Origin of the sequence: Mesobacterium pallidum, assembly GCF_019966535.1 — a bacterium.
Classification (GTDB): Bacteria; Pseudomonadota; Alphaproteobacteria; order Rhodobacterales; family Rhodobacteraceae; genus Mesobacterium; species Mesobacterium pallidum.
The window spans coordinates 336,526-361,203 of the sequence record NZ_JAIMID010000004.1; the positions used below are offsets into that span (position 1 = coordinate 336,526).

A 24,678-nucleotide genomic window follows, 5' to 3' on the forward strand; every position below is an offset into this window, starting at 1 on the left:
AGATCCCCATGACAATCCATGATCGACAGGGCGCTGTGCCGATCTCCGGGTTCCCCGGATACCACATCGACCGGACCGGCCGGGTCTGGAGCGCGCATCGCAAGGGCAGGATCCCTCGCGGTGCGTGCTCTCGCTGGCTGGATCGCCGCGACTGGACGCTGCGGCAGCCTTGGTGTGATCCGGAGGGGTATCTGCACCACACGCTGGTCCGAGAAACGGCAGGCAGCCGCCAGCGGATCGCCTTGCACATTCTGGTCGCGACCACGTTCCTCGGGTCGCGGCCGGAGGGGCTGGTCGTCGCCCATCTCGACGGTGACAAGTCCAACAACGGTGTCGAAAACCTCGCCTATGTCACCCAGCGCGAGAACATAGAGCACAAGCGCGACCACGGCACGATGCCCTGTGGCGACCGCTCGCATCTCTCGCGTCTGACCGATCATCAATGCAGCCGCATGCTCGATTGCCTCGGCGCGGGGTTCTCCCGCCGCGAGGTCGCCGGGGCGTTCGGCGTCACCGTCTCACATGTCGCGGCCCTGAAGACCGGTCGCATCCGGAAACACCTGACCAATCAGCGCGTCTGAGAAAGGATCCTCCCCATGAAAAACTACGTCCAGCCCGGCAATACCATCACCCTGACCGCGCCCTATGCCGTCGCCTCCGGCGATGGTCTGCTCGTGGGCTCCATCTTCGGTATCGCCGCCGGAGCGGCCGCCCTCGGCGAGGCGGTCGAGACCGCGCTCGTCGGCATCTTTGACATCACCAAGGTCGGCTCTCAGGCCTGGACCGTCGGCGCCAAGGTCTATTGGGACGACACCAACAAGCGCTGCACCACGGTCGCCACCGACAATACCCTGATCGGCGTCGCCGTCGAGGCCGTGGCCAGCGGAGCGGGCGACACCATCGGCCGGGTACGCCTGAACGCGACGTTCTGATGAGCGCCTTCGCCGACGCCGTGGGCGCACTCTTCGCGGATCCCAATATCGGTCGGGACGCGGTCTACATCGCCGACGGCGGCGCGCCCACGCTCGTGCGCGTCGTCGCGCGCCGTGCCGATGCGATCAGCGACTTCGGCGACGCGCGGCTCTGGTCCGAGACCACCAGGATCGACCTTCGCGTCGCCGAGGTGGCGAACCCACGCCCCGGTGACCGCATCGAGATCGACGGCGACGCCTTCCTCATTCAGGGCGAGCCCGTCCGTGACCGCGAGCGGCTCGTCTGGACCGTCGATCTGAGGCCTGCGTGAAACTGAAGCTCGACATCGATCCTGACATCGTTGCGATGATGGCTGCGGAGGTCGCTGCGGGCGAGCGCGCCGTCACGGCCGCCATGCGCGAGGCCGGAACCGGGCTGAAGACGGCATGGCGGTTGCAGATCACCGGTGCGGGGCTCGGCACCCGGCTCGCCAATTCGATCCGGAGCCAGAACTTCCCGAGGTCCGGCGAAAGCCTCGATGCCGCGGCTCTGGTCTGGTCGAAGGCTCCGGTCATCGTCGGCGCGCATGACACCGGCCCGCTGATCCGCTCGAAGGACGGGTTCTGGCTGGCGATCCCGCTGCCCGCTGCTGGCAAGTCCCTGCGGGGCGGCCGGATCACACCCGGCGAATGGGAGCGCCGCCGTGGCCTGCGTCTGCGCTTCGTCTATCGCCGCACGGGTCCGAGTCTGCTGGTGGCGGAGGGTCGGCTGAACACGAAGGGTCAGGCGGTGGTGTCGCGCTCGAAGACCGGACGCGGCAAGGTCACCGCACCGATCTTCCTGCTGGTGCCGCAGGTCAAGCTGCCGAAGCGGCTGGACCTTGCGCGGGATGCAGACCGAGCGTTGGATGGTGTGCCGGGGCTGATCGTGGCGAACTGGGTAGCGGGGCGCCTTTGATATCATGTGAGGATCCTTAAGATCGGGCGCTAGATACTTCGTCAGGCTCAGCCGCGATCGGGCCTTGCCCAGTTGTAGCCTATGGGTTACACCACGGCAGGTCCCGGAGATCGAATGGCAATGGTCAAGATCAACCCGATAAAAATCGAGGGCCGCTGGCAATCAGGCGTTGCCCTTGATCTTCACACAACAAGTAGCACGCCGATAGGATACAACGAATTCGGACATATGCAGTTCGATACGGTGCGACCCGAAATTGCCGAACTTCTGTATCGACTTAAGAACCGTGCCGACAAGGATGCGGCAGGGCCGATCATCGAGACCGCTGTCAACTTTCTCGCTGCGCATCGGGATAAGTTCGATAGCATCGTCCCGGTCCCGCCGTCCCACCAGCGCGCATTGCAGCCAGTCACCGTCTTGGCCGAGGGAATTGGAGCAGCGCTTGGTGTTCCCGTGTTGTCTTGCGTCACGACAACCCGCCCGACCACCCAACTCAAGAATGTGACCGATCCGGAGGAGCGGAAGAAGCAAGTCGAAGGCCTATATCAGGTCGACGCGACGCAGACACGTGGCCGCAGCATACTCCTTTTCGATGATCTCTTTCGGTCAGGGACCACGATGAATGCAATCACAGATCAGTTGCTCGGCCCGGGCCAAGCAGCGGTCGTTCGGGCGGTCACCATTACCAAGACACGGAGCAACCATTGAACACGATTTTCATAGGCGGCTCGCGACACGTTTCCCGACTGCCTTCCGAGGTAAAAAAGCGGCTCGACAACGTCGTTGCGAGCGGCCATCGCGTAATCATCGGAGATGCCAACGGGGCCGACAAGGCCGTCCAGAAGCATTTTCACGACATGCACTATGATAAGGTCACGGTGTTCTGCTCGGGCGCATCACCACGCAACAATATTGGAACTTGGCTAACCCGTCACGTTGACGCGCCCAAGCATGCGAAGGGCTTTCAGTTTTACGCGGCCAAGGACCGAGAAATGGCGCGTGAGGCGGACTTCGGCCTGATGATCTGGGACGGAAAGAGCCCGGGCACTGTGCTCAACGTGCTGCGCCTCGCCGTTGCCGGAAAGATCGCGGTGCTGTTCAACGTTCCGACCAAGGACGTCATCAACATCAAGTCTGTAGACGCATGGAGGAATTTCATTGCGCACTGCAGCGACGAGCTCCGCCGCGACGTAAAGGATCGCGCAACGCCCGATGAATGGCAGTTGGTCGAGATGAGCGATCAGCCCAACTTCTTGTCGGCGATCGAGGATGGGCCTTCCGTTTCGAACGCTAAGAAAGGCTCAAACGAGGCCGACACCTATTCGCCCACTCAGCTTTTGACGCTTGATGACCTTGTCGCAGCACTAAACGGCGCGCTGGCCCGCTCGGATGCGCCCGCGGTGAAGGAAACTTTAGGCCGGATCGCGCGCGATCATGGGATGAGTCAGGTTGCGCGCGAAACCGGACTTGCTCGTGAGAGCCTCTACCGCTCGTTGGACCCCAAGGGAAATCCCGAATTCACGACAGTACTGAAGGTGCTTTCGTCGATTGGCTTGCGACTAGAGGTCAAGGCTCAGAAAGCCGAATCCGACAGCGAACCGGTTGCACTGAAGAGTTGAGCATCCGATGCCTACCCCCCGCGAAGCCATCCTCGCCGCGCTGCATGCGCGGCTCTCGGCGCTGCCCGCCACCGCGCTCCGCGGCGAGGTGCTGCCCGAGCGCGTCCCGGCCGAGGGGCTGCTGATCCTGCGCGATGGCGAGCCGGGCGAGGCGGAGGTGACGCTGTCGCCGCTGGCTTACCACTACCAGCACCGCGCAGAAATCGAGGCGGTCGTGCAGGGCACCGACCGTGACTCCGCCTTCGACGCGCTGACCGCCAGCATCGGCACGGCGCTCGCCGCCGACCGCACGCTGGGCGGGCTCTGCGACTGGGTGGAGGCGGAAGCCCCGCGCCCGGTCGATTTGGCCGTAGAGGGCGCGGCCAGCCTGAAAGCCGCCGTGATCCCGGTGGTGCTGCACTATTCCACGGCCGATCCGCTCGGCTGATCCCGACAACCCGAGGAGAACACCATGGCACGAGCTCAGGGGGCGCGGGCGCTGATGGCGCTTGCGTTCGAGACGACCTATGGAACGCCGCCCGCGAGCGGCTTCACCCGCATGCCCTTCGCCAGCACCTCGCTGGGGGCAGAGCAGCCGCTCCTCAATTCCGAGCTTCTCGGCTACGGCCGCGATCCGCTGGCGCCGATCAAGGACGCGGTCACGGCGGACGGCGATGTCGTGGTGCCGCTCGACGCGGAAGCCTTCGGCTTCTGGCTGAAGGCGGCCTTCGGCGCGCCGACGACCACGGGCACTGGCCCATGGACGCACGAGTTCCAGTCGGGTGCCTGGACGCTGCCCAGCCTCTCCATCGAGACCGGCATGCCCGAGGTGCCGCGCTACGCGATGTATTCCGGCTGCGTGCTCGACCAGATCACCTGGCAGATGCAGCGATCTGGCCTGCTGACGGCAACCGCGCGGCTGGTCGCGCAGGGCGAGACGGTGGCGACGACCACCGGCGCGGGGACGCCGGCCGCGCTGGAGCTGAAGCGCTTCGGCCATTTCAACGGGTCGATCAGCCGAAATGGCACTGCGCTCGGCAACGTGGTCTCGGCCGAGATCACCCATGCCAACAACCTCGACCGGATCGAGACCATCCGCTCGGACGGGCGCATCGACGGCGCGGACCCGTCCATCGCGGCGCTGACCGGCCGGATCGAGGTCCGCTTTGCAGACCAGACACTGGTCACGCAGGCGATCAACGGCGAGGCCTGCGAGATGGAATTCGCCTACGTCCTGCCCTCGGGCGAGAGCTTCACATTCACCGTGCACGCCGTCTACCTGCCGCGCCCGCGCATCGAGATTTCCGGGCCGCAAGGGGTGCAGGCGACCTTCGACTGGCAGGCCGCCCGCGACAGCGTCGTCGGCCGGATGTGCACTGCCACCCTCGTGAACGATGTGGAGACCTATTAATGCTGACGCTCGACCTGACCAACTCCCCGCGCTGGCATGACCTCGCGCCCGGCGTCCGGGTGCAGTTGCGCCCGCTGACCACCGCGTTGATGGTGGCGACGCGCAGCGACCCGGCCGTGGAGGCGGTGCCGGACGAAGCTTCCGACGAGGAGCGCGCCGTCGCTTTCGCCAAGGCGCTGGCACGCCGCGCGGTGATCGCCTGGGACGGCATCGGCGATGCGGACGGCAACGCCATTGATCCCAGCCCCGAGGCCATCGACGCGCTTCTCGACATCTGGCCGATCTTCGAGGCCTTCCAGCTGACCTACGTGTCGAAGGGCCTGCTGCTGGAACAGGAAAAAAACGCCTCCGCGCTCTCGCCGAGTGGTCCTTCGGCGGGGGCGAGCGATACTGCGAAGCCTGCGCGCAAGCCTGCCCGGACTGCCCGGCGCGGCTGAACCGGCCGCTCACCCTCGAGGGCTGGCAGGTCTGGGATCTTGTCGGCCGTCTCGGCGGTCAGCTGCGTGTCCTGCCGGGTGCGGTGATCGGCTGGGATATGTCGGCGGCGCTTGCTCTCGGTGACGCCCTCGGCGTGCCGCCGCTCGTCCTAGCCGAACTGCTGCCTGTCATCGAGGCGGTGATGGTGCGGAAACTGAACGAGGAACTGGCCGCGAATGGCAGCCCGGGTGTCAGGCCTTGATCTTCTCGATCAGGGTGACGCCCGGCAGCCCCTCGAAATGTGCGTCGCAGGTCAGGAGCGTCGCTCCTCGGGCCCGGGCCGTCACGAAGATGATGGCGTCGGCAGTGGCGAGCTTGTGCTCGCGGCAGGCTTCCGCGGCCGCCAGCGCGATCTCAGTGTCGAGCGTCACGACAGCGCAGACCTGCGTGAAGGCTATGACCTGATCGGCCTTGTCCTCGCCGACCTCGCGGGTCAGCCATTTCGCCAGCTCGAGCTGGACCATGGTCGGGACGAGCCACTCCGCCTGTTCGGGCAGGTGCTCGGCCACCTTGGCGCCGGTTGCCGAGTCGATCAGCCATTCGATCCAGGCCGACGTATCGACCAGGATCATCAGAACCGGTCCGAGCGGTCGCGATAGTCGGTGGCGGATGCTCCGCGCGCGAGCCCTTTCAGCGCCTCCCGCTTCGGCACCGGCACTAGCAGGACGCCGGTGCCCTTCGGGATGAAGGCGAAGGTCAGCCCGGCTTCCCAGTGCTGCGCCGCGCGGATCGCCTTGGGGATCGAGATCTGGAACTTCGAGGAAAGGGTCGCGGTCTCGGCCATGGTCATACTCTCATAGGATCGATAGCTAAAACGTAAGACGCCCATGCGGCGAAAGCAAGGACTCTGACCGATGGCGGAAAAACGGGTAAGCGTCCGCCTCGCGGCTGTGGGCGGACGGCAGGTGCGCGCCGAGCTGGAAGGCGTCGGCGAGGCCGGATCGCGCGGCTTCGGACGGCTGAGCCGCGAGATGGAAGCGGCGAACGCCCGGCTGGCGGCTTTCTCACGCCGGGTGCGTGTGGCTGCCGCCGCCGCAGTGGCGGCCGCAGCCGCCGCTGGCGTGGCGATGATTCGGTCCGGCCTCCAGACGGTCGATGCGCAGGCGAAGCTCGCCCAATCCCTCGGCACCACGGTCGCCTCTATCCAGACGCTGGAGCGCGCGGGCGAGCTGGCGGGCGTGTCGATGTCCGGCATCGAGCAGGCCACCAAGGATCTGACGCGCCGTCTCAGCCAGGCGGCCGCCGGGACCGGGCCCGCCGCCGATGCGCTGGACCGGCTGGGGCTCTCGGCCAATGAGCTGATCTCCCTGCCGCTGGACCAGCGCGTCGGCGCGATCAACGCGGCCATTGAGAGCTTCGTGCCCGCCGCTGAACGCGCGGCTGTCGCGGGCCAGCTTTTCGGCGAGGAAGGCTCGATCGCCATGTCGCGGATCGATACCGCGACGCTGCGCCAGGCGACGGAGGATGTCCTCGCCTTCGGGGTGGTCGTCTCCGAGCAGGATGCCGACCAGATCGAACGGACGAACGACGCCATCTCCCGTCTCGGTCTGATCTGGCGCGGCCTGTCGAACCAGCTGGCCGTCGCCGCGGCCCCGGCGCTGGAAGCCGTGGCCAACGCCATGGCGGCGGTCGCCAGCCGCACCGGTCCGCTCGGCATCGCGATCCGCGGTTTCTTCGACAACATCGGTCGCCTGACGACCTATGCCGCCACTTTCGCGGCGTTTCTCGCGAGCCGCTGGGTGGCAGGCATGGCCGCCGCCGCGCTCTCCGTGCGAGGCCTTGCCACGGCGCTCGTCGTCCTGCGCGGCGCGCTGATCCGCACCGGCATCGGGGCGCTGATTGTCGGCGCGGGCGAGCTCGTCTACCAGTTCACGCGTCTCGTCTCTGGTGCAGGCGGCTTTGGTGAGGCGATGTCGCTCCTGAAGGACCTCGCTGTCGAGGTCTGGGAGCGGATCAGGATGGGCGCCGCTGCCGCTGGTGCAGCCGCCACGGCGATGTTCTTCGACCTGAAGGCGGACGCCGCGTCGGGCATGCAGAGCGCCATCGAGAGCGTGGTGGCTTTCGGCAACACCGCCGCGAACACCTTCGAAGGTGCCTACGAGGCGATCAAGGCGATCTGGGGTCTGCTGCCTGCTGCCATCGGCGATCTGGCGTTCCAGGCGGCCAACAGCCTGGTCGATGGTGTCGAGGCGATGCTGAACGGCGTAGTCGCGCGCATCAACGGCTTCATCGGCGGCATCAACCAGGGGCTGGAAGCGCTCGGGTCGGAGCGCCGCATCTCGCTGGTGCCTGACCTCGACATTGGCGAGATCGAGAACCGCTTCGAGGGTGCGGCCAGTGCTGCCACGACAGCGGCGCAGGCGGCGTTCGACCGGGCCTTCGAGGACAACTCGCTCACCGCGCCCGATCTCGGTCTGACCGAGGCGGCGAACCGGGCGCTCGAGTCAGCCAACGTCTACCGTGGCGCGGCGCGCGATCTGGCCGACGGGGCCCGCGCGCCGCTGGAAAGCTGGCAGGCGCTGCGCGATGCCGTGCGCGGCACCGACGAGGCCAGTGCCGATGCGCTGACCGAGGCCACCGGCGCGGCCGAGCGGCTGGAGACGGCGCTCGGAGATGCAGGTCGCGCAGCCACGGGCGCCGGTGCGGCGGCCGGGGCTGCCGCCGCTGCGGCAGAGCCCGCGACCGAGGCTGCCGTCACCGGTTGGCGGGCGGTCACGGCGGCGCTGTCGGACTACGCAAGCAAGGCCCGCGAGATCGGCGGCGATATCGGCCAGAGCCTCGTCGGCGCATTCCAGTCGGCCGAGAACGCCGTCGGCGAGTTCGTGAAGACCGGCAAGCTGAACTTCCGCGACATGGTCACGTCGATGATCGCCGATCTTGCCCAGCTCGCCGCCCGACGCTTCATCCTCGGGCCGATCGCCAATGCGCTCTCGGGCGTCTTCGCAGGCGCGGGCGGCATCTTCGCCAACGTCCTGCATGCGGGCGGGATGGTCGGATCGGCTGGACCCTCGCGCATGATCCCGGCCATGGCCTTCGCCTCTGCGCCCCGGATGCATTCCGGCGGGATGGCCGGACTTCGACACGATGAGGTGCCTGCGATCCTGCAACGCGGCGAGCGGGTGCTGTCGCGCCGTGAGGCCCAGAACTACGGCGCAGGCGGCGGCGTCAACGTCACGATCATGGCGCGCGACGCCGAGAGCTTCCGGCAATCGCGTACGCAGGTCGCGGCAGACATCGCCCGTGCGGTCTCGCTCGGGCGCCGGGGGATGTAAGCCGTGGCGTTCTATGAGATTCGGTTCCCGGACAACATCAGTCGTGGGGCGCGCGGCGGACCCGAGCGGCGTACCCAGATCGTCGAGCTGGCCTCGGGCGACGAGGAGCGCAACGCCAGCTGGGCCAATTCGCGCCGCCGCTTTGACGTGGCCTACGGCATCCGCCGCGCGGACGATCTGGCGACGGTGGTCGCCTTCTTCGAGGCGCGCAATGGCCGGCTCCACGGTTTCCGCTTCAAGGACTGGGGCGATCACAAGTCCTGCTTGCCTTCGGGCACGCCATCGCCGACCGACCAGGCGATCGGCACCGGCGACGGCGCGACGACTGCCTTCCAGCTGGTCAAGCGCTACGCCTCGGGCGCGCAATCCTGGACTCGCGCCATCACCAAGCCGGTGGCGGGCAGCGTGCGCATCGCCCTCGGCGGGGTCGAGCAGCCCTCCGGCTGGTCGGTCGACACCGCCACTGGCCTCGTCACCTTCAGCGCGGCGCCGAGCGCTGGCGTCGCGATCACCGCGGGCTTCGAGTTCGATGTGCCAGTCCGCTTCGACACCGACGTGCTCGATGTGACGCTCGACCTCGAGCGGCTCGGCTCGATCACCTCCATTCCGCTTCTGGAACTGCGCCGATGAAGACCCTCGATCCCGCCCTGCAGGCCCATCTCGAGGAGGGCAGGACCACGCTCGCCTGGTGCTGGCGGATCACCCGGGCCGATGGCGTCACCTTCGGCTTCACCGACCATGACCGGACGCTCGCCTTCGACGGGACCGACTTCGAGCCCGAGAGCGGGCTGACAGCCTCCGAGGTCCGCTCGGGATCGGACCTGTCGGTGGATGCACAAGACGCGGAAGGCGTGCTGACCTCGGATCGGATCACCGAGACCGACATCCTCGACGGCCGCTGGGACAACGCCGAGGTCGAGGTCTGGCGGGTTAACTGGGCCGACACCGGCCAGCGCGTGCTGATGCGCCGCGGGGCCATCGGCCAGATTCGGCGCGGGCGGCTGGCCTTCGTCGCCGAGGTGCGCTCGCTCGCCCATGTGCTCGGCCAGACGGTCGGGCGGACCTTCCAGGCGACCTGCGACGCCGCGCTCGGCGACGCGCGCTGTGGCGTCGATCTCGAGGATCCGGCCTACAAGGGCACGGGCGCCGTCATCGATCTCTTGCGCGACCGGGCCTTCACTGCCTCAGGCCTTGGCGGTTTCGCCTCCGGCTGGTTCACCTTCGGTACGCTGGACTGGACGAGCGGCGCGAACGCAGGCCGGCGTGCCGAGGTGCTGGGCCATGATGTGACCGACGGCATCGCGATCCTGACCCTGCTCGAGGCGCCGGTGCGCGCGATCGCCGAGGGTGACGGCTTCACCATCCGTGCGGGTTGCGACAAGCGCATGGAGACCTGTGGCGCGAAGTTCGCCAACACCGCCAACTTCCGCGGCTTCCCGCATATCCCCGGCCAGGATGCCGTGCTGCGCTACGCCACCAAGGATGGCGGGCACGAGGGAGGCGTGCTGTGACGCAACCCCTCGCATTGGCCGACCCCGCGCGCGTCATCGCCATCGCGCGGTCCTGGCTCGGCACGCCGTATCACGACCAGGCTAGCCTTCGGGGCGTCGGTTGCGACTGCCTCGGACTGGCGCGCGGGATCTGGCGCGAGGTCGTCGGGCCCGAACCGTTCCCGATCCCGGCCTACAGCCGCGACTGGGGCGAGACCGGCCCGCGCGAGGTGCTGGCCGAGGCCGCGCGGCGCATGATGATCGAGGTGGCTCCCGCCGAGGCCGGTCCTGGCGCACTGGTGCTGTTCCGCATGAAGCCCCGCGCCATCGCCAAGCATGTCGGGATCGTGACCGGGCCCGACAGCTTCCTCCATGCCTACGAGCGGCTCGGCGTCATCGAGGAACCGCTCACGCAACCATGGCGGCGGCGCATCGCCTTCGCCTTCCTGTTCCCGCACCGCTGAGACCCCGACATGGCAACGCTCGTTCTCGGTGCCGCTGGCGCCGCCATTGGCGGCAGCATCGGCGGCGCGATCCTCGGCGTGAGCGCCGCGACCATCGGCGGCTTCATCGGCTCGAGCATCGGCTCTGTCGTCGACAGCTGGATCATCTCGTCGCTGGCGCCGACGCAGCGCATCGAGGGCGCGCGGCTCGACACGCTGCGCATCACCTCGGCCACCGAGGGCGCGGTCATCCCGCGGCTCTATGGCCGGATGCGGATGGGCGGCAACATCATCTGGGCGACCGATTTTCGCGAGGAGACGAAGACCACGACACAGGGCGGCGGCAAGGGCGGCGGGGGCGGCAAGGTCAAGACCACCGAGTATCTCTACTACGCCAGCTTCGCCGTCGCGCTCTGCGAGGGTTCGATCACCGGCATCGGCCGCATCTGGGCCGACGGCAAGCCTATGGACCTCTCCGGCGTCACCTGGCGCTGGTATCCCGGCGACGAGGCGCAGAGCCCCGATCCGTTCATTGCCGCGAAGATGGGCGCGGCCAGCACGCCCGCCTATCGCGGCACGGCCTATGTGGTCTTCGAGGAACTGGCGCTCTCGACCTACGGCAACCGCCTGCCGCAACTTTCCTTCGAGGTGTTCCGCCCACTCGCCGATCCCGACACCGCCGAGGGGCTGACCCGCGCGGTCACCATGATCCCCGCATCGGGCGAGTTCACCTACGCGACGCAGGCCATCCGCAAGACCGATGGCGGCGCAACGGTGCCCGAGAACCTGAACGCTCTGGCCGACGCCACCGACATGGTGGAGGCGCTCGACCGGCTGCAGGCGATGGCACCGGCGGTCGTAAGCGTCAGCCTCGTCGTCGCCTGGTTCGGCGACGATCTGCGGGCGGGATCCTGCAAGGTGCGGCCTGGTGTCGAGGTCTCGGCCAAGTCGACCACGCCCGCCAGCTGGTCGGTGAATGGCGTCAGCCGCGCCAATGCCTTCCTCGTCAGCCGCGACGACCAGGATCGCCCGGTCTATGGCGGCACGCCGTCCGACTTCGCCGTGGTGCAGGCGATCCAGGAGATGACGGCGCGCGGGCTGCGCGTCACCTTCTATCCGTTCATCCTGATGGACGTGCCGCCCGGGAATACCCTGCCGAACCCGTATTCCGACAACGCCGCCGAGACCGGGCAGCCTGCCTTCCCGTGGCGGGGGCGGATCACCTGTTCTCCCGCCGCCGGTTTCGCCGGGACGGTGGACAAGACCGGAACGGCCGCAAGCCAGGTCGCGGCGCTGTTCGGCGCTGCCACGCCCGCGAGCTTCAGCGTCTCAGGCGAGAGCGTCAGCTGGACAGGCACGCCCGGCGATTGGGGCCTGCGGCGCATGGTGCTGCACTACGCCCATCTCTGCGCGGCGGCGGGCGGGGTCGACGCCTTCCTGATCGGGACCGAGATGCCGGGGCTGACCACTATCCGCTCGGGCGCCAGCAGCTATCCGGCGGTGCAGGCCTATCGGGATCTGCTCTCGGATGTGCGGTCCATCCTCGGGTCCGGGACCAGGATCGGCTATGCGGCGGACTGGAGCGAGTATTTCGGGCATCAGCCGGGCGATGGCTCGGGCGACGTGTACTTTCACCTCGATCCGCTCTGGGCCGATCCGGAGATCGATTTCGTCGGGATCGACAACTACATGCCGCTCTCCGACTGGCGCGACGGCTTCGAGCACGCTGATGCCGCCGAGGGCTGGCCCGCGATCTACGACCGCGCCTATCTGCAGACGAACATCGCGGGCGGCGAAGGCTACGACTGGTTCTATGCCAGCACCGCCGATCGCACCGCGCAGGTGCGCACTCCGATCACGGACGGCGCGGCCGCCAAGCCGTGGGTCTTCCGCTACAAGGATCTGCGCGCCTGGTGGGCGAACCCGCATTACGACCGCCCGGGCGGGGTGGAGGCCGGAACGCCGACGACGTGGGCGCCGGAGTCGAAGCCGATCTGGTTCACCGAGCTCGGCTGTCCCGCCATCGACCGGGGCACGAACCAGCCCAACGTCTTCTTCGATCCGAAGTCGTCCGAGAGCTTCACGCCGCATTTCTCGCGGGGCTGGCGCGACGACGCCATTCAGCGGGCCTATCTGGAGGCAACGTACCTCTGGTGGGGCACCGCGGCGAACAACCCTGTTTCCTCGGTCTATGGCGGCCGGATGGTGCATGTGCCCGAATGCGCCGCCTGGACCTGGGACGCGCGGCCGTACCCTTTCTTTCCGGCGCTGACCGACGTCTGGACGGACGGGGCGAACTGGCGGCTGGGGCACTGGCTGACGGGGCGGCTGGGAGCGGTGTCGCTGGCAGCCCTCGTGCGGCACCTCTGTCTCCGCGCCGGGCTGCCCGAGAACCGCATCGTTGTCACCGGCCTCTGGGGCGCGGTCGAGGGCTACGCAATCACGGCGCTCGAAAGCCCGCGCGCCTCGATCACCACGCTGTCGCGGCATTTCGGGTTCGACGCCGTGGAGACCGAGGGCGTGATCCGCTTCGTCATGCGCGGCCGCGCCTCCGTCGCCACCCTCGCGCCCGACGATCTGGTCGCCGCCCGCGAGGGCGACGTGCTGGAGCTGACCCGTGGCCAGGAGACCGAACTGCCGCAGGCCCTGAAATGGCAGGTCGCCCGCGCCGACGAGGACTACGACGCCGCCCTCGTCGAGGCGCGGCGCATCACCGTGGACACGACCCGGATCGCCTCCGAGTCCTTCCCGATCGCCGTGCCGCCCGAGGAGGCCGAACGCCGCTGCCGCCGCGCCCTGATGGAGGCGTGGGTGGGGCGCGAGACGGCGGCCTTCCGTCTGCCGCCCTCGCGGCTCTCGCTCGATCCGGCCGACGCAATTCGGTTGGAGCATGACGGGCGGCTGGTCGACCTGCGGCTCGTCTCCATCGCCGACGCGGAGGCGCGCGGTATGGAGGCGGTCCGTCAGGACCGGGCAACCTACGATCTGCCACCCGGCGATCCCCGCGCGGCGTCGCTGACGCGCGCTGTCGTGTTCGGCGCGCCGGATGCGGTGCTGATGGATTTGCCGCAGCTGACCGAGGACCAGCCCGCGCATCGGCCGTTCGTCGCCGCCCACGCGGTTCCCTGGCCGGGCGAGATGGCGGTGTTCCGCAGCCCATCGACGGATGGCTTCGAGCTGCTGACGACCTTCGGCAGCCGCGCCCGGATCGGGGCTCTGATCTCGGATTTCTATGCGGGCCCCACCTCGCGCTTCGACCTCGGTAATGCGCTGGTGGTCGATCTGCTGACCGGCACGTTGGAAAGCGTCACCGACCTGACCCTGTTCGGCGGCGCCAATGCGCTCGCCATCGAGAGCGCGCCGGGCATCTGGGAGATCGTGCAGGCGGGCGCGGCCGACTTGCTGGCGCCGGGCACGTATCGGCTGACACGTCTCCTGCGCGGCCAGCGCGGCACCGAAAGCGCCATGGGCAACCCGGCGCCTGCTGGCGCGCGGGTCGTGGTCCTGGACACCGCGCTGGCGTCCCTGCCGATCGCCGAGGCCGATCTCGGAATACCTTGGAACTGGCGCATCGGTCCGGCCAGCCGCCCGGTCGGCGACGAGACCTATGTGGCGCAGTCCTTCACGCCTCAGGGCGTGGGGCTGCGACCGTTCTCTGTGGGCCATGTGGAGCAGCCGTGGCGCAAGCCGCGCAGTCCCGGCGATCTGACCATCCGCTGGACGCGCCGGTCGCGCGCACTTGCGGCGGACAGCTGGGGCGGGCTCGAAGTGCCGCTGGCCGAGGAACTGGAAGCCTACGAGGTGGAGATCCTCGACGGCGCCACCGTGAAGCGGGTGCTGGGCACCGCCACCACCAGCGCGGTCTACACCGCCGCCCAGCAGAGCGCCGATTGGGGTGCGCCGCTCGGCCCCGGCGAAAGCCTCTCGATCCGCATCTTCCAGCTCTCCGCCCTCGTCGGGCGGGGCGCGCCCAAGACCGTCACGCTCCTGTTCTGAAAGCCAACCGATGTCCGACGCCACGACCCATCTCCTGCTGCCCTACATCCTGGCGGCGCAGGCCCAGAAGCATGTCACCAACAACGAGGCGCTGCGGATCCTCGACGGACTCGTCCAGCTCTCCGTCCTCGACCGGGACCTGAGCGCGCCGCCCGCCAGCCCCGTCGACGGCGACCGCTACATTATCGCCTCCGGCGCGACGGGCGATTGGACGGGCTGGGATCTGAATGTCGCGCTCTGGACGGACGGCACCTGGCTGCGCCTGCCGCCACGGACCGGGTGGCGGGCTTGGGTCGAAGACGAAGGTCTGCTGCTGGTCTATGACGGCGCAGGCTGGATCGGGACAACGCCGGACGCGCTGCAGAACATGGCGCTCCTGGGGCTCGGTACGACGGCGGATGCGTCGAACCCGTTCTCGGCCAAGCTGAACGCCGCGCTCTGGACGGCGAGGACCGTGGCCGAGGGCGGGACCGGCGATCTCTTCTACACCATGAACAAGGAGGCCGCGGGCGACGATCTCGGGCTGACCTTGCAGACCGGCTTCGTGACCAAGGCGCTGGTGGGGCTCTTCGGCTCCGACCGCTTCCGGCTTGCGGTCTCCGCGGACGGCAGCACCTTCTTCGACGGGCTCAGCGTGAACAACGCCAACGGCATCGTCGACCAGCCCCGGCTGCCACGGTTCAAGGCCTGGACGAACTACGACAACTACGTCGGCGTCGGTGCCTGGACGAAGATCGGCCTCAACAACACCGACACCAACGATCAGGGCGCGTTCGACGCCGCGAACAACCACTTCGTGGCGCCGGTGGACGGCACCTACGTCTTCGGCGCGACGCTGCTCTACAAGATCAACGCCAGCGCCACGGCGCGGATGAGTGGGCGGCTCGTCCTGAACGGCACCACCCAAATCCGCGGCTCCCTCGGCGAAATCTCCGCCACCCACGTCTCGCTCGCCACCGCGATCTGGCTGCAGACCATGGTGCCGCTCACCGCAGGCGATACCGTCGAGCTGCAGGGGTATTTCCGGGTTGCGGACGGGTATTTCGCCGCTGATCACACGTCCTTCTGGGGCTGCAAGATTGGCTGAGTGGCGGAGGGAGGATCCGATGACACCACCCCGATCCGAGGGCTTCGTCCGCATGCCCGACGCCGAGTTCGAGGCGATCCTGACGCGGGCGGCCGAGGAAGGCGCGAAGCGCGCGCTTGCCGATGTCGGGCTCGACGGCGACGAGGCCGCGCTCGACATCCGCGATCTGCGCTCCCTGGTGGACTGCATCCGGCTGGTGCGCCGCACCGCGATGCAGACCGCCGTCCGCATGATCACTACCGGCGTCATGCTGGCGCTGCTCGCCGGCATCGCCATCAAGCTCAAGATCTTCGGCGGCGGCCCGTAGCCGCGCCCCATCCCCATTCATCAGCCCGCAATGACCCGCCCTTCGAGGCGGGTTCTTTCGTTTCGGAGGACCCCCATGACCACGACATTCCATCGCCATTGGCGCGACGTTCCGGAGAGCACCTGGCGCTGGCCGAATTTCAGCCCAGCCGAGATCGCCTGCCGGGGCACCGGCAAGCTGCTCGTCAACGAACCCGCGCTCGACAGGCTGCAGGCGCTGCGCGACCGGCTGGGCAAGCCGCTGATCGTCCGCTCCGCCTATCGCAGCCCCGAGCACAACCGCGCCGTGGGCGGCGCGAAGCGCTCGAAGCACCTCGACGGGGCCGCCTTCGACATCGCCATGGTGAACCACGACCCGGTGGCGTTCGAGGCCGCGGCGCGGGAGGTCGGGTTCCTCGGCTTCGGCTTCTATCCGCGCTCGGGGTTTATGCATGTCGATCTTGGCCCCGAGCGTCAGTGGGGCGAGCGGTTCCCGGTCCGGGCGACAGCATTTGCAGCGGAGACGCCGCCCGCGCGCGAGGTGCTGGCTGACAGCCGCACCATGAAGGGTGGCGGCGCGGCGGGTGTCGCGACGCTCGGCGCGGCCGGGGTGGAAGTCGCCCAGCAGGTGCTGGCGGAGACGCAAAGCGCCGTCCTGCCGCTGGTCCCGTATCTTGATACGCTCCGCTGGGTGTTCATCGCCGTGGCGCTCGGCGGCATCGCGGTCACGATCTACGCGCGGCTCGACGACTGGCGCCGGGGGCGGCGGTGATCGCCGCGCTCCTCAGCGGGATTGCGGCCAGCCCGTGGATGGGGTCGGCGCTACGCTACGCAGCCATCGCACTGGCAGTGCTCCTGTTCCTGCTGGCCCTGCGCCGCTCCGGCGAGCGCACGGGCCGCCTCGCCGAACGCCTTGAAACCACGGAGAAGGCCAATGACGTCCAACGCCGGATGCTCGAGGCGGCGGCTCGCCGCCCTCGTTCTCGCGACGATCTGGCTCAGCGGTTGCGCGACGGTGAGTTCTGACGGCGGTGGGCCACGAGCATGTCCGCCGACCGTCCAGTACAGCCGGGAGTTCCAGTTGCGGGCGGCAGAGGAGATGGCCTTGCTGCAGGAAGACTCGGCGCTCGCGGAGATGCTCAGCGATTATGCCGTGCTGCGGGATCAGGTTCGCGCCTGTGCTCACCTCGGGCTGACGGCAAGGCGGTCGTGATGGCCGCGCAGGACAATTGACAGCAAGCCCGCCATCCGCGATTTTTGGCGCATGGGGATCCGCGATCTCCCCACGAGGCGACAGCCGAAGCTCGCGTTCCACCTCAACCTTGAACTCAAGGAGGAACGCGCATGCCTGCGCCAGATTCCATCACCGCCGACAAGCTTGCGAAGCTGATCGGCACCCCTCGCTGCCCCATCATTCTCGATGTCCGCGCCGAGGCGGCCCGCGCCTCCGAGCCGCGGCTAGTCCCTGCCGCCCGACCGCTCGCCGAGGCCGAGATCGCACATCATGCGCTGGAGCGCCTTGCGGCAACCATGACCGGTCCCGTGGTCGCCGTCTGCGCCGAAGGGCACAGGCGCAGTCAGGGCGTGGCCGCTGTCCTGCGCAGCGCAGGCATTTCGGCGGAATACCTGGAAGGAGGTCAGGCGGCCTGGCTCGCTGCGGGTCTTCAACTGATCGATGCCCGCAAGATCACCGCGCGCGACGCCGAAGGCCGGTCGGTCTGGGTGACGCGTTCACGCCCCAAGATCGACCGGATCGCCTGTCCCTGGCTGATCCGGCGCTTCGTCGACCCTCGCGCAATATTCCTCTACGTCGCGCCCGCGGAAGTGCTCGGCACGGCGGAGCTCTTCGGTGCGATGCCCTACGACATCGAGGACGTATTCTGGAGCCACAGGGGTGAGCGCTGCTCCTTCGACACAATGATCGAGGAGTTCGGCCTTTCGACGCCCGCGCTCGATCGGCTGGCCGCCATCGTGCGCGGCGCCGATACGGGGCGCCCGGAACTCGCGCCCGAAGCGGCCGGGCTGCTCGCCGCCTCCCTCGGTCTCTCCCGCATGTACTCGGACGACCTCGAGCAGCTCGAGGCCGGCATGGCGCTCTATGACGCGATCTACCGCTGGGCGCGCGACGCCACGGACGAGACCCACAACTGGCCGACGAACCGTCCCGCAGGTGCGCAATGACCGACGCACCGCTGCCGAATACGCAGACCCGGATCGAGCCGCAGCCCTTTCCGACGCTGGCCGAGGCGACGCGGGTCTGGGCGCGCGTGGCGCTTCTGTCCTTTGGCGGCCCGGCCGGGCAGATCGCGGTGATGCACCGCATCCTCGTCGAGGAAAAGCGGTGGCTGGGCGACGGGCGGTTTCTGCATGCACTGAACTTCTGCATGCTGCTTCCCGGCCCCGAGGCGCAGCAACTTGCCACCTATATCGGCTGGCTCCTGCACCGCACCTGGGGCGGCGTGATCGCGGGCGTGCTCTTCGTGCTGCCGGGCGTCATAGCGATCATGGCGCTGAGCTGGGTCTACGTGCTGTTCGGCGAGGTCGGGGTCGTCTCGGCGCTCTTCTTCGGACTGAAGGCCGCGGTCCTTGCCATCGTCCTTCAGGCGGTCGTCCGCGTCGGCCGGCGGGCGCTCAAGAACGACGCCATGCGCGTGATCGCGGTGCTGTCCTTCATCGCGATCTTCGCCTTCGAAGCGCCGTTCCCGCTCATTGTGCTTGCGGCGGCTCTGATCGGGTTTCTCGGCGCGCGCGCCGGTCTCGCGGCGTTCGCGCCTGGCGGCGGTCACGGGACGGTCGGCGCCGCTCATGTTGAGGATGCGCAGACGCTGCTCGGAGAGGAGCTGGCGGGAATGCCGAGGGAGGCGCGGCGCGGCGCGCTCGTCGCGGGGTTGGCGGCGCTGGCGCTCTGGCTTCTGCCGGTCGCGCTCCTGCTCCTCGCCCTCGGGCCGGGCAACGTCTTCGCCGATATCGCTCTCTTCTTCTCGAAGATGGCGGTGGTCACCTTCGGCGGCGCCTATGCGGTTCTGGCCTACGTGGCGCAGGAGGCGGTCGGAACCTATGGCTGGCTCGAGCCCGGCGAGATGCTCGACGGGCTCGGCATGGCCGAGACCACGCCCGGGCCGCTCATCATGGTGCTGCAGTTCGTGGGCTTCCTCGGCGCCTTCCGCGACGCCGGCTGGGAAAGCGCGCTCATGGCCGGCACCCTTGGCGGGCTGCTCGCTACCTGGGTGACCTTCGCACCGTGCTTCGCGTGGATCTTCCTCGGCGCGCCGTTCATGGAGGGGCTGCGGTCGAACCGGGCGCTCTCGGCGGCTCTGACGGCCGTGACGGCGGCCGTGGTCGGGGTCATCATGAACCTCGCGATCTGGTTCGCAATCCATGTCGTGTGGCGGGAGGTGCTCCGGATCGAGGCCGGTCCGCTGTCGATCGAGTTGCCCAGGCTCGCATCGATCGACTGGGCCGCCGCTGCGCTGTCCGCGCTGGCCTTGGTCGCGGTGTTCCGGCTGAAGCTTGGGATGGCGGTCGTCCTCGGGGGCGCTGCCCTGCTTGGTGTCGCGCTGCACCTCGCGGGGGCCGCTTGACGGCAGTGGCGGCGCGCCAGAGACGCGCCGCCCGACCTTGCTCAAGGCTCAGCTCGCGTCCCTGAACTCGGCGTATTCGCCACGGACCTGCACGGTCACGGTCACCGGAGAACTGTCGCGGTTGCGCCAGAACCAGCCGTGTTCTCCGTCGAAATTCGCGACGATCTCGCCTTCGTTCCCGGTGGACCCGCGCCCGCGATCATAGGTGACCGACTGGCCCGAGCCGTGCCCGTGCAGGTCGAAGTTCACGCGACCGCCGTCGACCATCATGCGGTACTCGGCGGTCTGACCTTCGGTCATGACCAGCTTCCATTCCGCCGACTCTCCAGGCGCCAGCGTGAACGTGACCTCGTCGCGCCAGGTTTCGGCTTCCTGCGCATGGGCGGCGCCGACGAAGAGGCCGAGGAAATCGCCCAAGAGGCTGGACTGCTCGTCGGCTGCGGCGTCGAGCATCCGGTCCGCTTCGGCCTCCTCGGCGAGCTGGGTCTTGATCTCGCCCATCTCCGCCAACCCGATCGCGCGGCCGACGCCGGTCGGGTCGATGCCGTATTCCGCGGGCAGGACAATTGTCACGAGGATGACTACCGCCGACACCGCGGCGATGATCGTGGACTTCAGCAGCTGCGCGGAGCTCGGCAGCTCTTCGAGGCTGGGTTTCTCTGCGTTGAACATGTGTCTCTCCAATAGCTTACGCGGCCACGAAGTAGCCGGTGATCTGGTAGCCCATGAGGATGAAGCCCATGGACATCATGACGACGTTGACGGTGTAGGCCTGGCGGAAGAAGTTCGGGGACTTCCGCCAGTAGCCCATGACGATGAGGATCACAGCGAGCGCCAGAAGCTGCCCGATCTCGACACCCACGTTGAATGCCAGGAGGTTGGCCAGAAGCCCCTCCGAGGCGATCTCGTAGTCGAGGATCTTGGTGGCGAGGCCCGTGCCGTGGAAGAAGCCGAAGATCAGCGTCGCGGCCTTGGTGTTCGGCTGGAACCCGAACCAGCGCTGGTATGCCCCCAGATTGTCGAGCGCCTTGTAGACGACCGACAGGCCGATGATGGCGTCGATGATGTAGGCGTTGATGCCCCAGCCGAACCAGACGCCGAGCAGCATCGTGGTCGAATGGCCGAGGGCGAAGAGGCTCACGTAGATGCCGACGTCCTTCATCCGGTAGAGGAAGAAAACGACGCCGAGCAGGAACAGGATGTGATCGTATCCGGTCACCATGTGCTTGGCGCCGAGGTACATGAAGGGGATGATGTGCACCCCCCAGATTTCCTGGATGTAGCCCGCGTCGCCTTCGGTGACGTTGTGGGCCAGCGCCTGCGCCACGCTCGAGGCGTAGAGCGCCAGCACTGTAAGGGTCAGGGCGACCGCGCGTCGCGATGCGAGCGCATGCAGCCCCCTTGAGCTTGAACTCATGAATAGGTCTCCGTTCGTGCGGTTGAGGGATCGGTGATGCCGCGCGGCGGCGCGGCGCCGATCAGGCACGCGGAGGTCGTTCGATCCTGAAGGCGTGGTGACCGCCGCCGGGCGAGGCCTTCAGCATCCACGCATCGCGGTAGGATGCGATCAGATGTGATCTCTCGCCTGGTTCGGGCAGCGCCTGGCTGTGATCGTGATCAGCTGTGTCGTGGCTGTGGCCGTGCATCGCCCAGTAGAGGTCTTCCTCGAACCCGTGCGAATGCCCGTGATCCGCGATCATCTCCAGGTGGTCCTGGATTGTCTCGAAGACGGTCGGCGCATGGGTTGCGGCGGGCATGACCGACCAGACCACGAGCGACAGGCAGAGAAGCGCCGCAAACGCCCGTCTTCCGTATGTCGCCAGAAGTCTCATCAGTCTTGCCTGTCTGCCCGCTCGATTGCGTGACCCCTTGAAAGGTCATCTTGTTCTATCCCCCCAGGGAGGATAGCGTCTTTCTATGACAAAGCCCCATGTCCACGCAACCCATCCCGCCTTGATCGCCCGGCTGAAACGCGCCGACGGCCATCTGCGCGCGGTGATCGTCATGATCGAGGACGGCAAACCCTGCCTCGACGTCGCGCAGCAGCTGCATGCGGTCGAGAAGGCCGTCGCCAACGCCAAGCGGGCGCTGATCCACGATCACATGGACCATTGCCTGGACGAAGATCATTCCCCCGCGGATCGCGACGAGCTGAAGGCCATCGCCCGCTACCTCTGAGACCATTGATGCTGGAGATCCTCTCTGACCGCACCTACCGCCACCTGTTCCTCGCACAGGTCGTGGCGCTTCTTGGCACGGGCCTCGCGACCGTGGCGCTTGGCCTGCTGGCATACGATCTCGCGGGCGACGGCGCCGCGATGGTGCTGGGCACGGTCTTCACCATCAAGATGGTGGCCTATGTCGGCATCGCGCCCATCGCCGGCGCCTTCGCCGACCGGTTGCCGCGTCGCGCGTTGCTGGTCGGGCTCGACGTGGTGCGCGCGGGCGCGGCACTCTGCCTGCCGTTCGTGACCGAGGTCTGGCAGGTCTACGTCCTGATCTTCCTGCTGCAATCGGCCTCGGCCGCCTTCACACCGACCTTCCAGGCGACGATCCCCGACGTGCTGCCCGAGGAGGCGCGCTACACCCGTGCGCTGTCGCTCTCGCGGCTGGCGTACGATCTGGAGAACATCGTCAGCCCGACGCTCGCGGCGCTCCTGCTCGCGATCATGAGCTACAACTCCCTCTTCCTCGGCACCGTCGTGGGGTTTGCCGCCTCGGCGCTGCTGGTGGTGTCGGTCATCCTGCCGAGCCCGAAGCCGTCCGAGCCGCGTGGCGTCTACGACCGGACGACACGCGGCATCCGCATCTATCTTGCGACGCCGCGCCTGCGCGGGCTGCTGGCGCTGAACCTCGCCGCCGCGGCAGCTGGCGCCATGGTCCTGGTCAACTCCGTGGTGCTGGTGCGCGGCACGCTGGGCCTCGACGAAAGCGCGCTCGCCTGGACCATGTTCGCTTTCGGCGCCGGCTCGATGCTGGCGGCGTTCGCGCTGCCGCGTCTGCTCGACCGTGTGCCCGACAGGCCCGTGATGGTCGGCGGCGCCGCGCTCATGGTGCTGACGCTGCTGGCGCTGGCAGGGGAGGTCGTCGCACTCGGGCTCGACTGGCCGTTCCTTCTCGGCGCCTGGCTTCTGGTAGGCTTGGGCTATTCGGCGGTGCTCACCCCCTCCGGCCGTCTCCTGCGCCGCTCGGCCCATGCCGAGGACCGCCCCGCGCTCTTCGCCGCCCAGTTCGCCCTCAGCCACGCCTGCTGGCTTGTCACCTATCCGCTCTCGGGTTGGCTGATGACACAGTTCGGGCCGGTCGTGGCCCTCGGGTGCCTTGCCTTGCTCGCGGGTGCCGGTGCGCTCACCGCGCTGCGCCTCTGGCCGCAGGAGGATCCCGAGATCCTCGAGCATACCCACGAAAACCTGCCGCTCGATCATCCTCACCTCAAGGGTGAGCGCCGCCACGCGCACCCGTTCGTCGTGGACGACCAGCATCCACGCTGGGCGTCGCAGCTTTAGAGGTGCATAGATCGTCCGGAAAGCTTCTGTGAGCAACAAGCGGAAGATCCATATTCTGACTGCAAAAGGAAAGAACAAGGGCGTGAAGTGGCCCGGCTCTAGCACTTGCAGCGATGGCCGCACCCTTGCTTCTTGATCGTTTTAGTCATCTAGTTTGGGTGCAGAGGAGAAAGCGCGCCATGCCCCGCACCACCATGACTATTCGCGTTAGCGGCGCGCTCAGCGATTTCGTTGCGGCCAATGTCGGCGAGTACGGTGCCTACGAAAACGTGAGCGAGTATATCCGCGACCTGATCCGCCGCGATATGGAACGCGTCGAGCGCGCCGCGTCCGATCGCCTGAAAGCCGAACTGAACCGAGCCTTTTCCGCGCCCGAGGGCAGCTACGTGTCGCTTACCGCCGCCGAGGTAATTGCCCGGAACCAAGGCTGAGCCCGTCTCAGCCGCATTGACCGCATCAGCTCTCGGGAAGCCGGGACCGTACCAACGCAAGCGCCAGGAAAGTGCAGAGTTCTGCACGACGCTCGGCTGGTGTGATTAGAGCGGTAGGGAGTGGATTTGGGCGTTTCATGATAGGTGACTCGCCATGCCAGCCTGAACGCTTCAATAATCGAGGGCTGATCCGCCATGGATTTACCAATTCGATTTGGTCTGTGTACTGGTCCGGCATCTTCGATCCCTCCTGGGCAACTCGTTTCGTTGTTATGAAACGAAGGCGCGGGCACGAGACATAGGCAAGTCGAAGGTGGGTTTGCGCAGCCGAAGCACACAAAAAAGGCTTAAGGTAGAGAAGGTTGGATATCAGGCCCGTCCCCTCCGCCACTATCACCCTTTCGAACCCGTTCTAGTCGGCCGCCAAGAGCGGAGTTTCTCCTGTTTTCAAAGGGGTTTGCCGGGTGGGTGCGAACCGCTGAGACCCGGGTGCGCAGCGTTTCCCGTCTCTGTATGGCCTCTCGTCTCTGGTCGGGCGAACCGCGCCGATTCCGGTTCGGTCGAAATTTTCCTCGCCTTTCCAATGGCCTGACTCGCAGGCCCGCCAAAACTGCGCGCCCTGTTTCCTTCGCTATCGAGCGAAACAGAGACCGAACATGCAGGAGGCGTAGCACCAAGAAGCGGAGTGATCGTCCTGCGTGGAAGCAGGAAGCCGTTGTGCGTCGCACTGATCCCGCCCAGAATAAGCCAAATTCATCATGCAGTTACGATCAGAGTCCTTTGGGAGGGCGCGTACAGTGTCTGAACATCCTACCTCCAAATCTCCAATCGAAGCTGGAGCGCCGGACCGCAGTGAGTGGCCGACAGGGTCGCAGAACGCGCTGTCTCAGCGTTTAGTCGAACCTCCTCTGGAGGAGTTCTCAAACCTGCGCCAAGAGCTGACGCAAGGTGAAAGGATGGTGTTCGATTTCTTTCATCGGAATCTTAGCCCGAAATGGGAAATCTACGTTCAACCTCACCTTAACGGCTTGCGTCCTGACTTCGTGCTGTTGAACCCAGATATCGGCATTGCGGTCTTTGAGGTGAAAGACTGGAATCTCGATGCCATGGACTACTTTCCCAAACGTATGTCTCAGAACCGTACTGACCTCTGGGGGTCACGTCCGTCAAGGTGGTGTAATTTCCCGGATGGCCTGAGGGCATGATCAGGCGGCTTTCGTTGTTATGCTGAG

Annotated in this window: 30 protein-coding genes; 25 read left to right on the top strand and 5 right to left on the bottom strand. The window is 67.3% G+C overall.

All coding sequences use genetic code 11. The features are described from left to right. Positions 1–8: 8 nt before the first annotated feature. The 10 genes from MF270_RS08725 to MF270_RS08770 all read left to right on the top strand — a co-directional run bounded on the left by MF270_RS08725 (position 9) and on the right by MF270_RS08770 (position 5,557). Complete coding sequence (locus MF270_RS08725) at positions 9–581, top strand: HNH endonuclease signature motif containing protein (RefSeq protein ID WP_238365487.1); 573 nt, start codon at positions 9–11, stop codon at positions 579–581. 15 nt (positions 582–596) lie between these two features. Next, a complete protein-coding gene (locus MF270_RS08730) occupies positions 597–932 on the top strand; it encodes a DUF2190 family protein (protein ID WP_238365488.1) in 336 nt (111 codons plus the stop codon). Beyond that, a complete protein-coding gene (locus tag MF270_RS08735) occupies positions 932–1,243 on the top strand; it encodes a head-tail joining protein (RefSeq protein ID WP_238365489.1) in 312 nt (103 codons plus the stop codon). The genes MF270_RS08730 and MF270_RS08735 overlap by 1 nt, the downstream gene beginning before the upstream one ends. Beyond that, positions 1,240–1,869, top strand: a complete 630-nt coding sequence (locus tag MF270_RS08740; protein ID WP_238365490.1) for a DUF6441 family protein — start codon at positions 1,240–1,242, stop codon at positions 1,867–1,869. Before MF270_RS08735 ends, MF270_RS08740 begins: the two co-directional genes overlap by 4 nt. A gap of 114 nt (positions 1,870–1,983) precedes the next feature. Continuing rightward, positions 1,984–2,577 (top strand): ComF family protein, encoded by a 594-nt coding sequence (locus tag MF270_RS08745; protein WP_238365491.1) that lies wholly within the window; start codon positions 1,984–1,986, stop codon positions 2,575–2,577. Then, positions 2,574–3,488, top strand: coding sequence for an addiction module antidote protein (locus MF270_RS08750; protein ID WP_238365492.1), 915 nt, complete (start codon positions 2,574–2,576; stop codon positions 3,486–3,488). The genes MF270_RS08745 and MF270_RS08750 overlap by 4 nt, the downstream gene beginning before the upstream one ends. Before the next feature lie 7 nt (positions 3,489–3,495). After that, complete coding sequence (locus MF270_RS08755) at positions 3,496–3,915, top strand: acyl-CoA transferase (protein ID WP_238365493.1); 420 nt, start codon at positions 3,496–3,498, stop codon at positions 3,913–3,915. A 24-nt stretch (positions 3,916–3,939) separates the two neighbouring features. Continuing rightward, positions 3,940–4,878 carry a phage tail tube protein gene (locus MF270_RS08760; protein ID WP_238365494.1) on the top strand — a complete coding sequence of 313 codons (939 nt, stop codon included), beginning with the start codon at positions 3,940–3,942 and terminating at the stop codon, positions 4,876–4,878. Then, positions 4,878–5,315: a hypothetical protein gene (locus tag MF270_RS08765; RefSeq protein ID WP_238365495.1), complete on the top strand. Its 438-nt coding sequence runs from the start codon at positions 4,878–4,880 to the stop codon at positions 5,313–5,315. The genes MF270_RS08760 and MF270_RS08765 overlap by 1 nt, the downstream gene beginning before the upstream one ends. A gap of 71 nt (positions 5,316–5,386) precedes the next feature. After that, positions 5,387–5,557 (top strand): DUF7697 family protein, encoded by a 171-nt coding sequence (locus MF270_RS08770; protein ID WP_418887871.1) that lies wholly within the window; start codon positions 5,387–5,389, stop codon positions 5,555–5,557. Here MF270_RS08770 and MF270_RS08775 read toward each other — a convergent pair. Beyond that, positions 5,547–5,927 (bottom strand): type II toxin-antitoxin system VapC family toxin, encoded by a 381-nt coding sequence (locus MF270_RS08775; RefSeq protein WP_238365497.1) that lies wholly within the window; start codon positions 5,925–5,927, stop codon positions 5,547–5,549. The two genes, MF270_RS08770 and MF270_RS08775, sit on opposite strands and share 11 nt — an antisense overlap. Next, on the bottom strand, positions 5,927–6,139 hold the full coding sequence (locus tag MF270_RS08780; protein WP_036718052.1) for an AbrB/MazE/SpoVT family DNA-binding domain-containing protein: 213 nt from the start codon (positions 6,137–6,139) through the stop codon (positions 5,927–5,929). The genes MF270_RS08775 and MF270_RS08780 overlap by 1 nt, the downstream gene beginning before the upstream one ends. A 70-nt stretch (positions 6,140–6,209) precedes the next feature. Between MF270_RS08780 and MF270_RS08785 the strand changes: the two genes are divergently transcribed. The 11 genes from MF270_RS08785 to chrA all read left to right on the top strand — a co-directional run bounded on the left by MF270_RS08785 (position 6,210) and on the right by chrA (position 19,509). Next, positions 6,210–8,627, top strand: coding sequence for a phage tail tape measure C-terminal domain-containing protein (locus MF270_RS08785; RefSeq protein WP_238365498.1), 2,418 nt, complete (start codon positions 6,210–6,212; stop codon positions 8,625–8,627). Positions 8,628–8,630: 3 nt separating this feature from the next. After that, entirely contained in the window at positions 8,631–9,257 is a 627-nt protein-coding gene (locus tag MF270_RS08790; RefSeq protein WP_238365499.1) for a phage distal tail protein, Rcc01695 family, read from the top strand. Then, positions 9,254–10,138: a DUF2163 domain-containing protein gene (locus tag MF270_RS08795; protein ID WP_238365500.1), complete on the top strand. Its 885-nt coding sequence runs from the start codon at positions 9,254–9,256 to the stop codon at positions 10,136–10,138. Before MF270_RS08790 ends, MF270_RS08795 begins: the two co-directional genes overlap by 4 nt. Continuing rightward, a complete protein-coding gene (locus MF270_RS08800; protein WP_238365501.1) occupies positions 10,135–10,581 on the top strand; it encodes an NlpC/P60 family protein in 447 nt (148 codons plus the stop codon). The genes MF270_RS08795 and MF270_RS08800 overlap by 4 nt, the downstream gene beginning before the upstream one ends. A gap of 9 nt (positions 10,582–10,590) precedes the next feature. Further along, positions 10,591–14,556 (top strand): baseplate multidomain protein megatron, encoded by a 3,966-nt coding sequence (locus tag MF270_RS08805; protein ID WP_238365502.1) that lies wholly within the window; start codon positions 10,591–10,593, stop codon positions 14,554–14,556. 10 nt (positions 14,557–14,566) lie between these two features. Further along, positions 14,567–15,643: a DUF2793 domain-containing protein gene (locus MF270_RS08810; protein ID WP_238365503.1), complete on the top strand. Its 1,077-nt coding sequence runs from the start codon at positions 14,567–14,569 to the stop codon at positions 15,641–15,643. 19 nt (positions 15,644–15,662) lie between these two features. Beyond that, positions 15,663–15,950: a DUF6127 family protein gene (locus MF270_RS08815; RefSeq protein ID WP_023851444.1), complete on the top strand. Its 288-nt coding sequence runs from the start codon at positions 15,663–15,665 to the stop codon at positions 15,948–15,950. 75 nt (positions 15,951–16,025) lie between these two features. Then, positions 16,026–16,700, top strand: coding sequence for a YcbK family protein (locus tag MF270_RS08820; protein WP_238365504.1), 675 nt, complete (start codon positions 16,026–16,028; stop codon positions 16,698–16,700). Next, entirely contained in the window at positions 16,697–16,954 is a 258-nt protein-coding gene (locus MF270_RS08825) for a hypothetical protein (RefSeq protein ID WP_238365505.1), read from the top strand. The genes MF270_RS08820 and MF270_RS08825 overlap by 4 nt, the downstream gene beginning before the upstream one ends. Before the next feature lie 318 nt (positions 16,955–17,272). Further along, on the top strand, positions 17,273–18,109 hold the full coding sequence (locus tag MF270_RS08830; RefSeq protein WP_238365506.1) for a chromate resistance protein ChrB domain-containing protein: 837 nt from the start codon (positions 17,273–17,275) through the stop codon (positions 18,107–18,109). Next, a complete protein-coding gene (chrA, locus tag MF270_RS08835; protein WP_238365507.1) occupies positions 18,106–19,509 on the top strand; it encodes a chromate efflux transporter in 1,404 nt (467 codons plus the stop codon). Before MF270_RS08830 ends, chrA begins: the two co-directional genes overlap by 4 nt. Before the next feature lie 48 nt (positions 19,510–19,557). On the opposite strand, the gene MF270_RS08840 is transcribed toward chrA, so the two are convergent. The 3 genes from MF270_RS08840 to MF270_RS08850 form a co-directional block, all read right to left on the bottom strand. After that, complete coding sequence (locus MF270_RS08840) at positions 19,558–20,181, bottom strand: transmembrane anchor protein (protein ID WP_238365508.1); 624 nt, start codon at positions 20,179–20,181, stop codon at positions 19,558–19,560. 16 nt (positions 20,182–20,197) lie between these two features. After that, positions 20,198–20,926 (bottom strand): HupE/UreJ family protein, encoded by a 729-nt coding sequence (locus MF270_RS08845; RefSeq protein WP_238365509.1) that lies wholly within the window; start codon positions 20,924–20,926, stop codon positions 20,198–20,200. Between the two features lie 61 nt (positions 20,927–20,987). Then, positions 20,988–21,341 carry a hypothetical protein gene (locus MF270_RS08850; protein WP_238365510.1) on the bottom strand — a complete coding sequence of 118 codons (354 nt, stop codon included), beginning with the start codon at positions 21,339–21,341 and terminating at the stop codon, positions 20,988–20,990. Between the two features lie 85 nt (positions 21,342–21,426). On the opposite strand from MF270_RS08850, the gene MF270_RS08855 reads away from it, so the two are divergent. From MF270_RS08855 to MF270_RS08870, 4 genes are all read left to right on the top strand, one after another. After that, entirely contained in the window at positions 21,427–21,687 is a 261-nt protein-coding gene (locus MF270_RS08855) for a metal-sensing transcriptional repressor (RefSeq protein ID WP_238365511.1), read from the top strand. Positions 21,688–21,695: 8 nt separating this feature from the next. Continuing rightward, entirely contained in the window at positions 21,696–23,015 is a 1,320-nt protein-coding gene (locus MF270_RS08860) for an MFS transporter (RefSeq protein ID WP_238365512.1), read from the top strand. A 179-nt stretch (positions 23,016–23,194) separates the two neighbouring features. Beyond that, positions 23,195–23,446, top strand: a complete 252-nt coding sequence (locus tag MF270_RS08865; RefSeq protein ID WP_238365513.1) for a ribbon-helix-helix domain-containing protein — start codon at positions 23,195–23,197, stop codon at positions 23,444–23,446. A 797-nt stretch (positions 23,447–24,243) separates the two neighbouring features. Next, on the top strand, positions 24,244–24,651 hold the full coding sequence (locus MF270_RS08870; protein WP_238365514.1) for an NERD domain-containing protein: 408 nt from the start codon (positions 24,244–24,246) through the stop codon (positions 24,649–24,651). Positions 24,652–24,678: the final 27 nt, after the last annotated feature.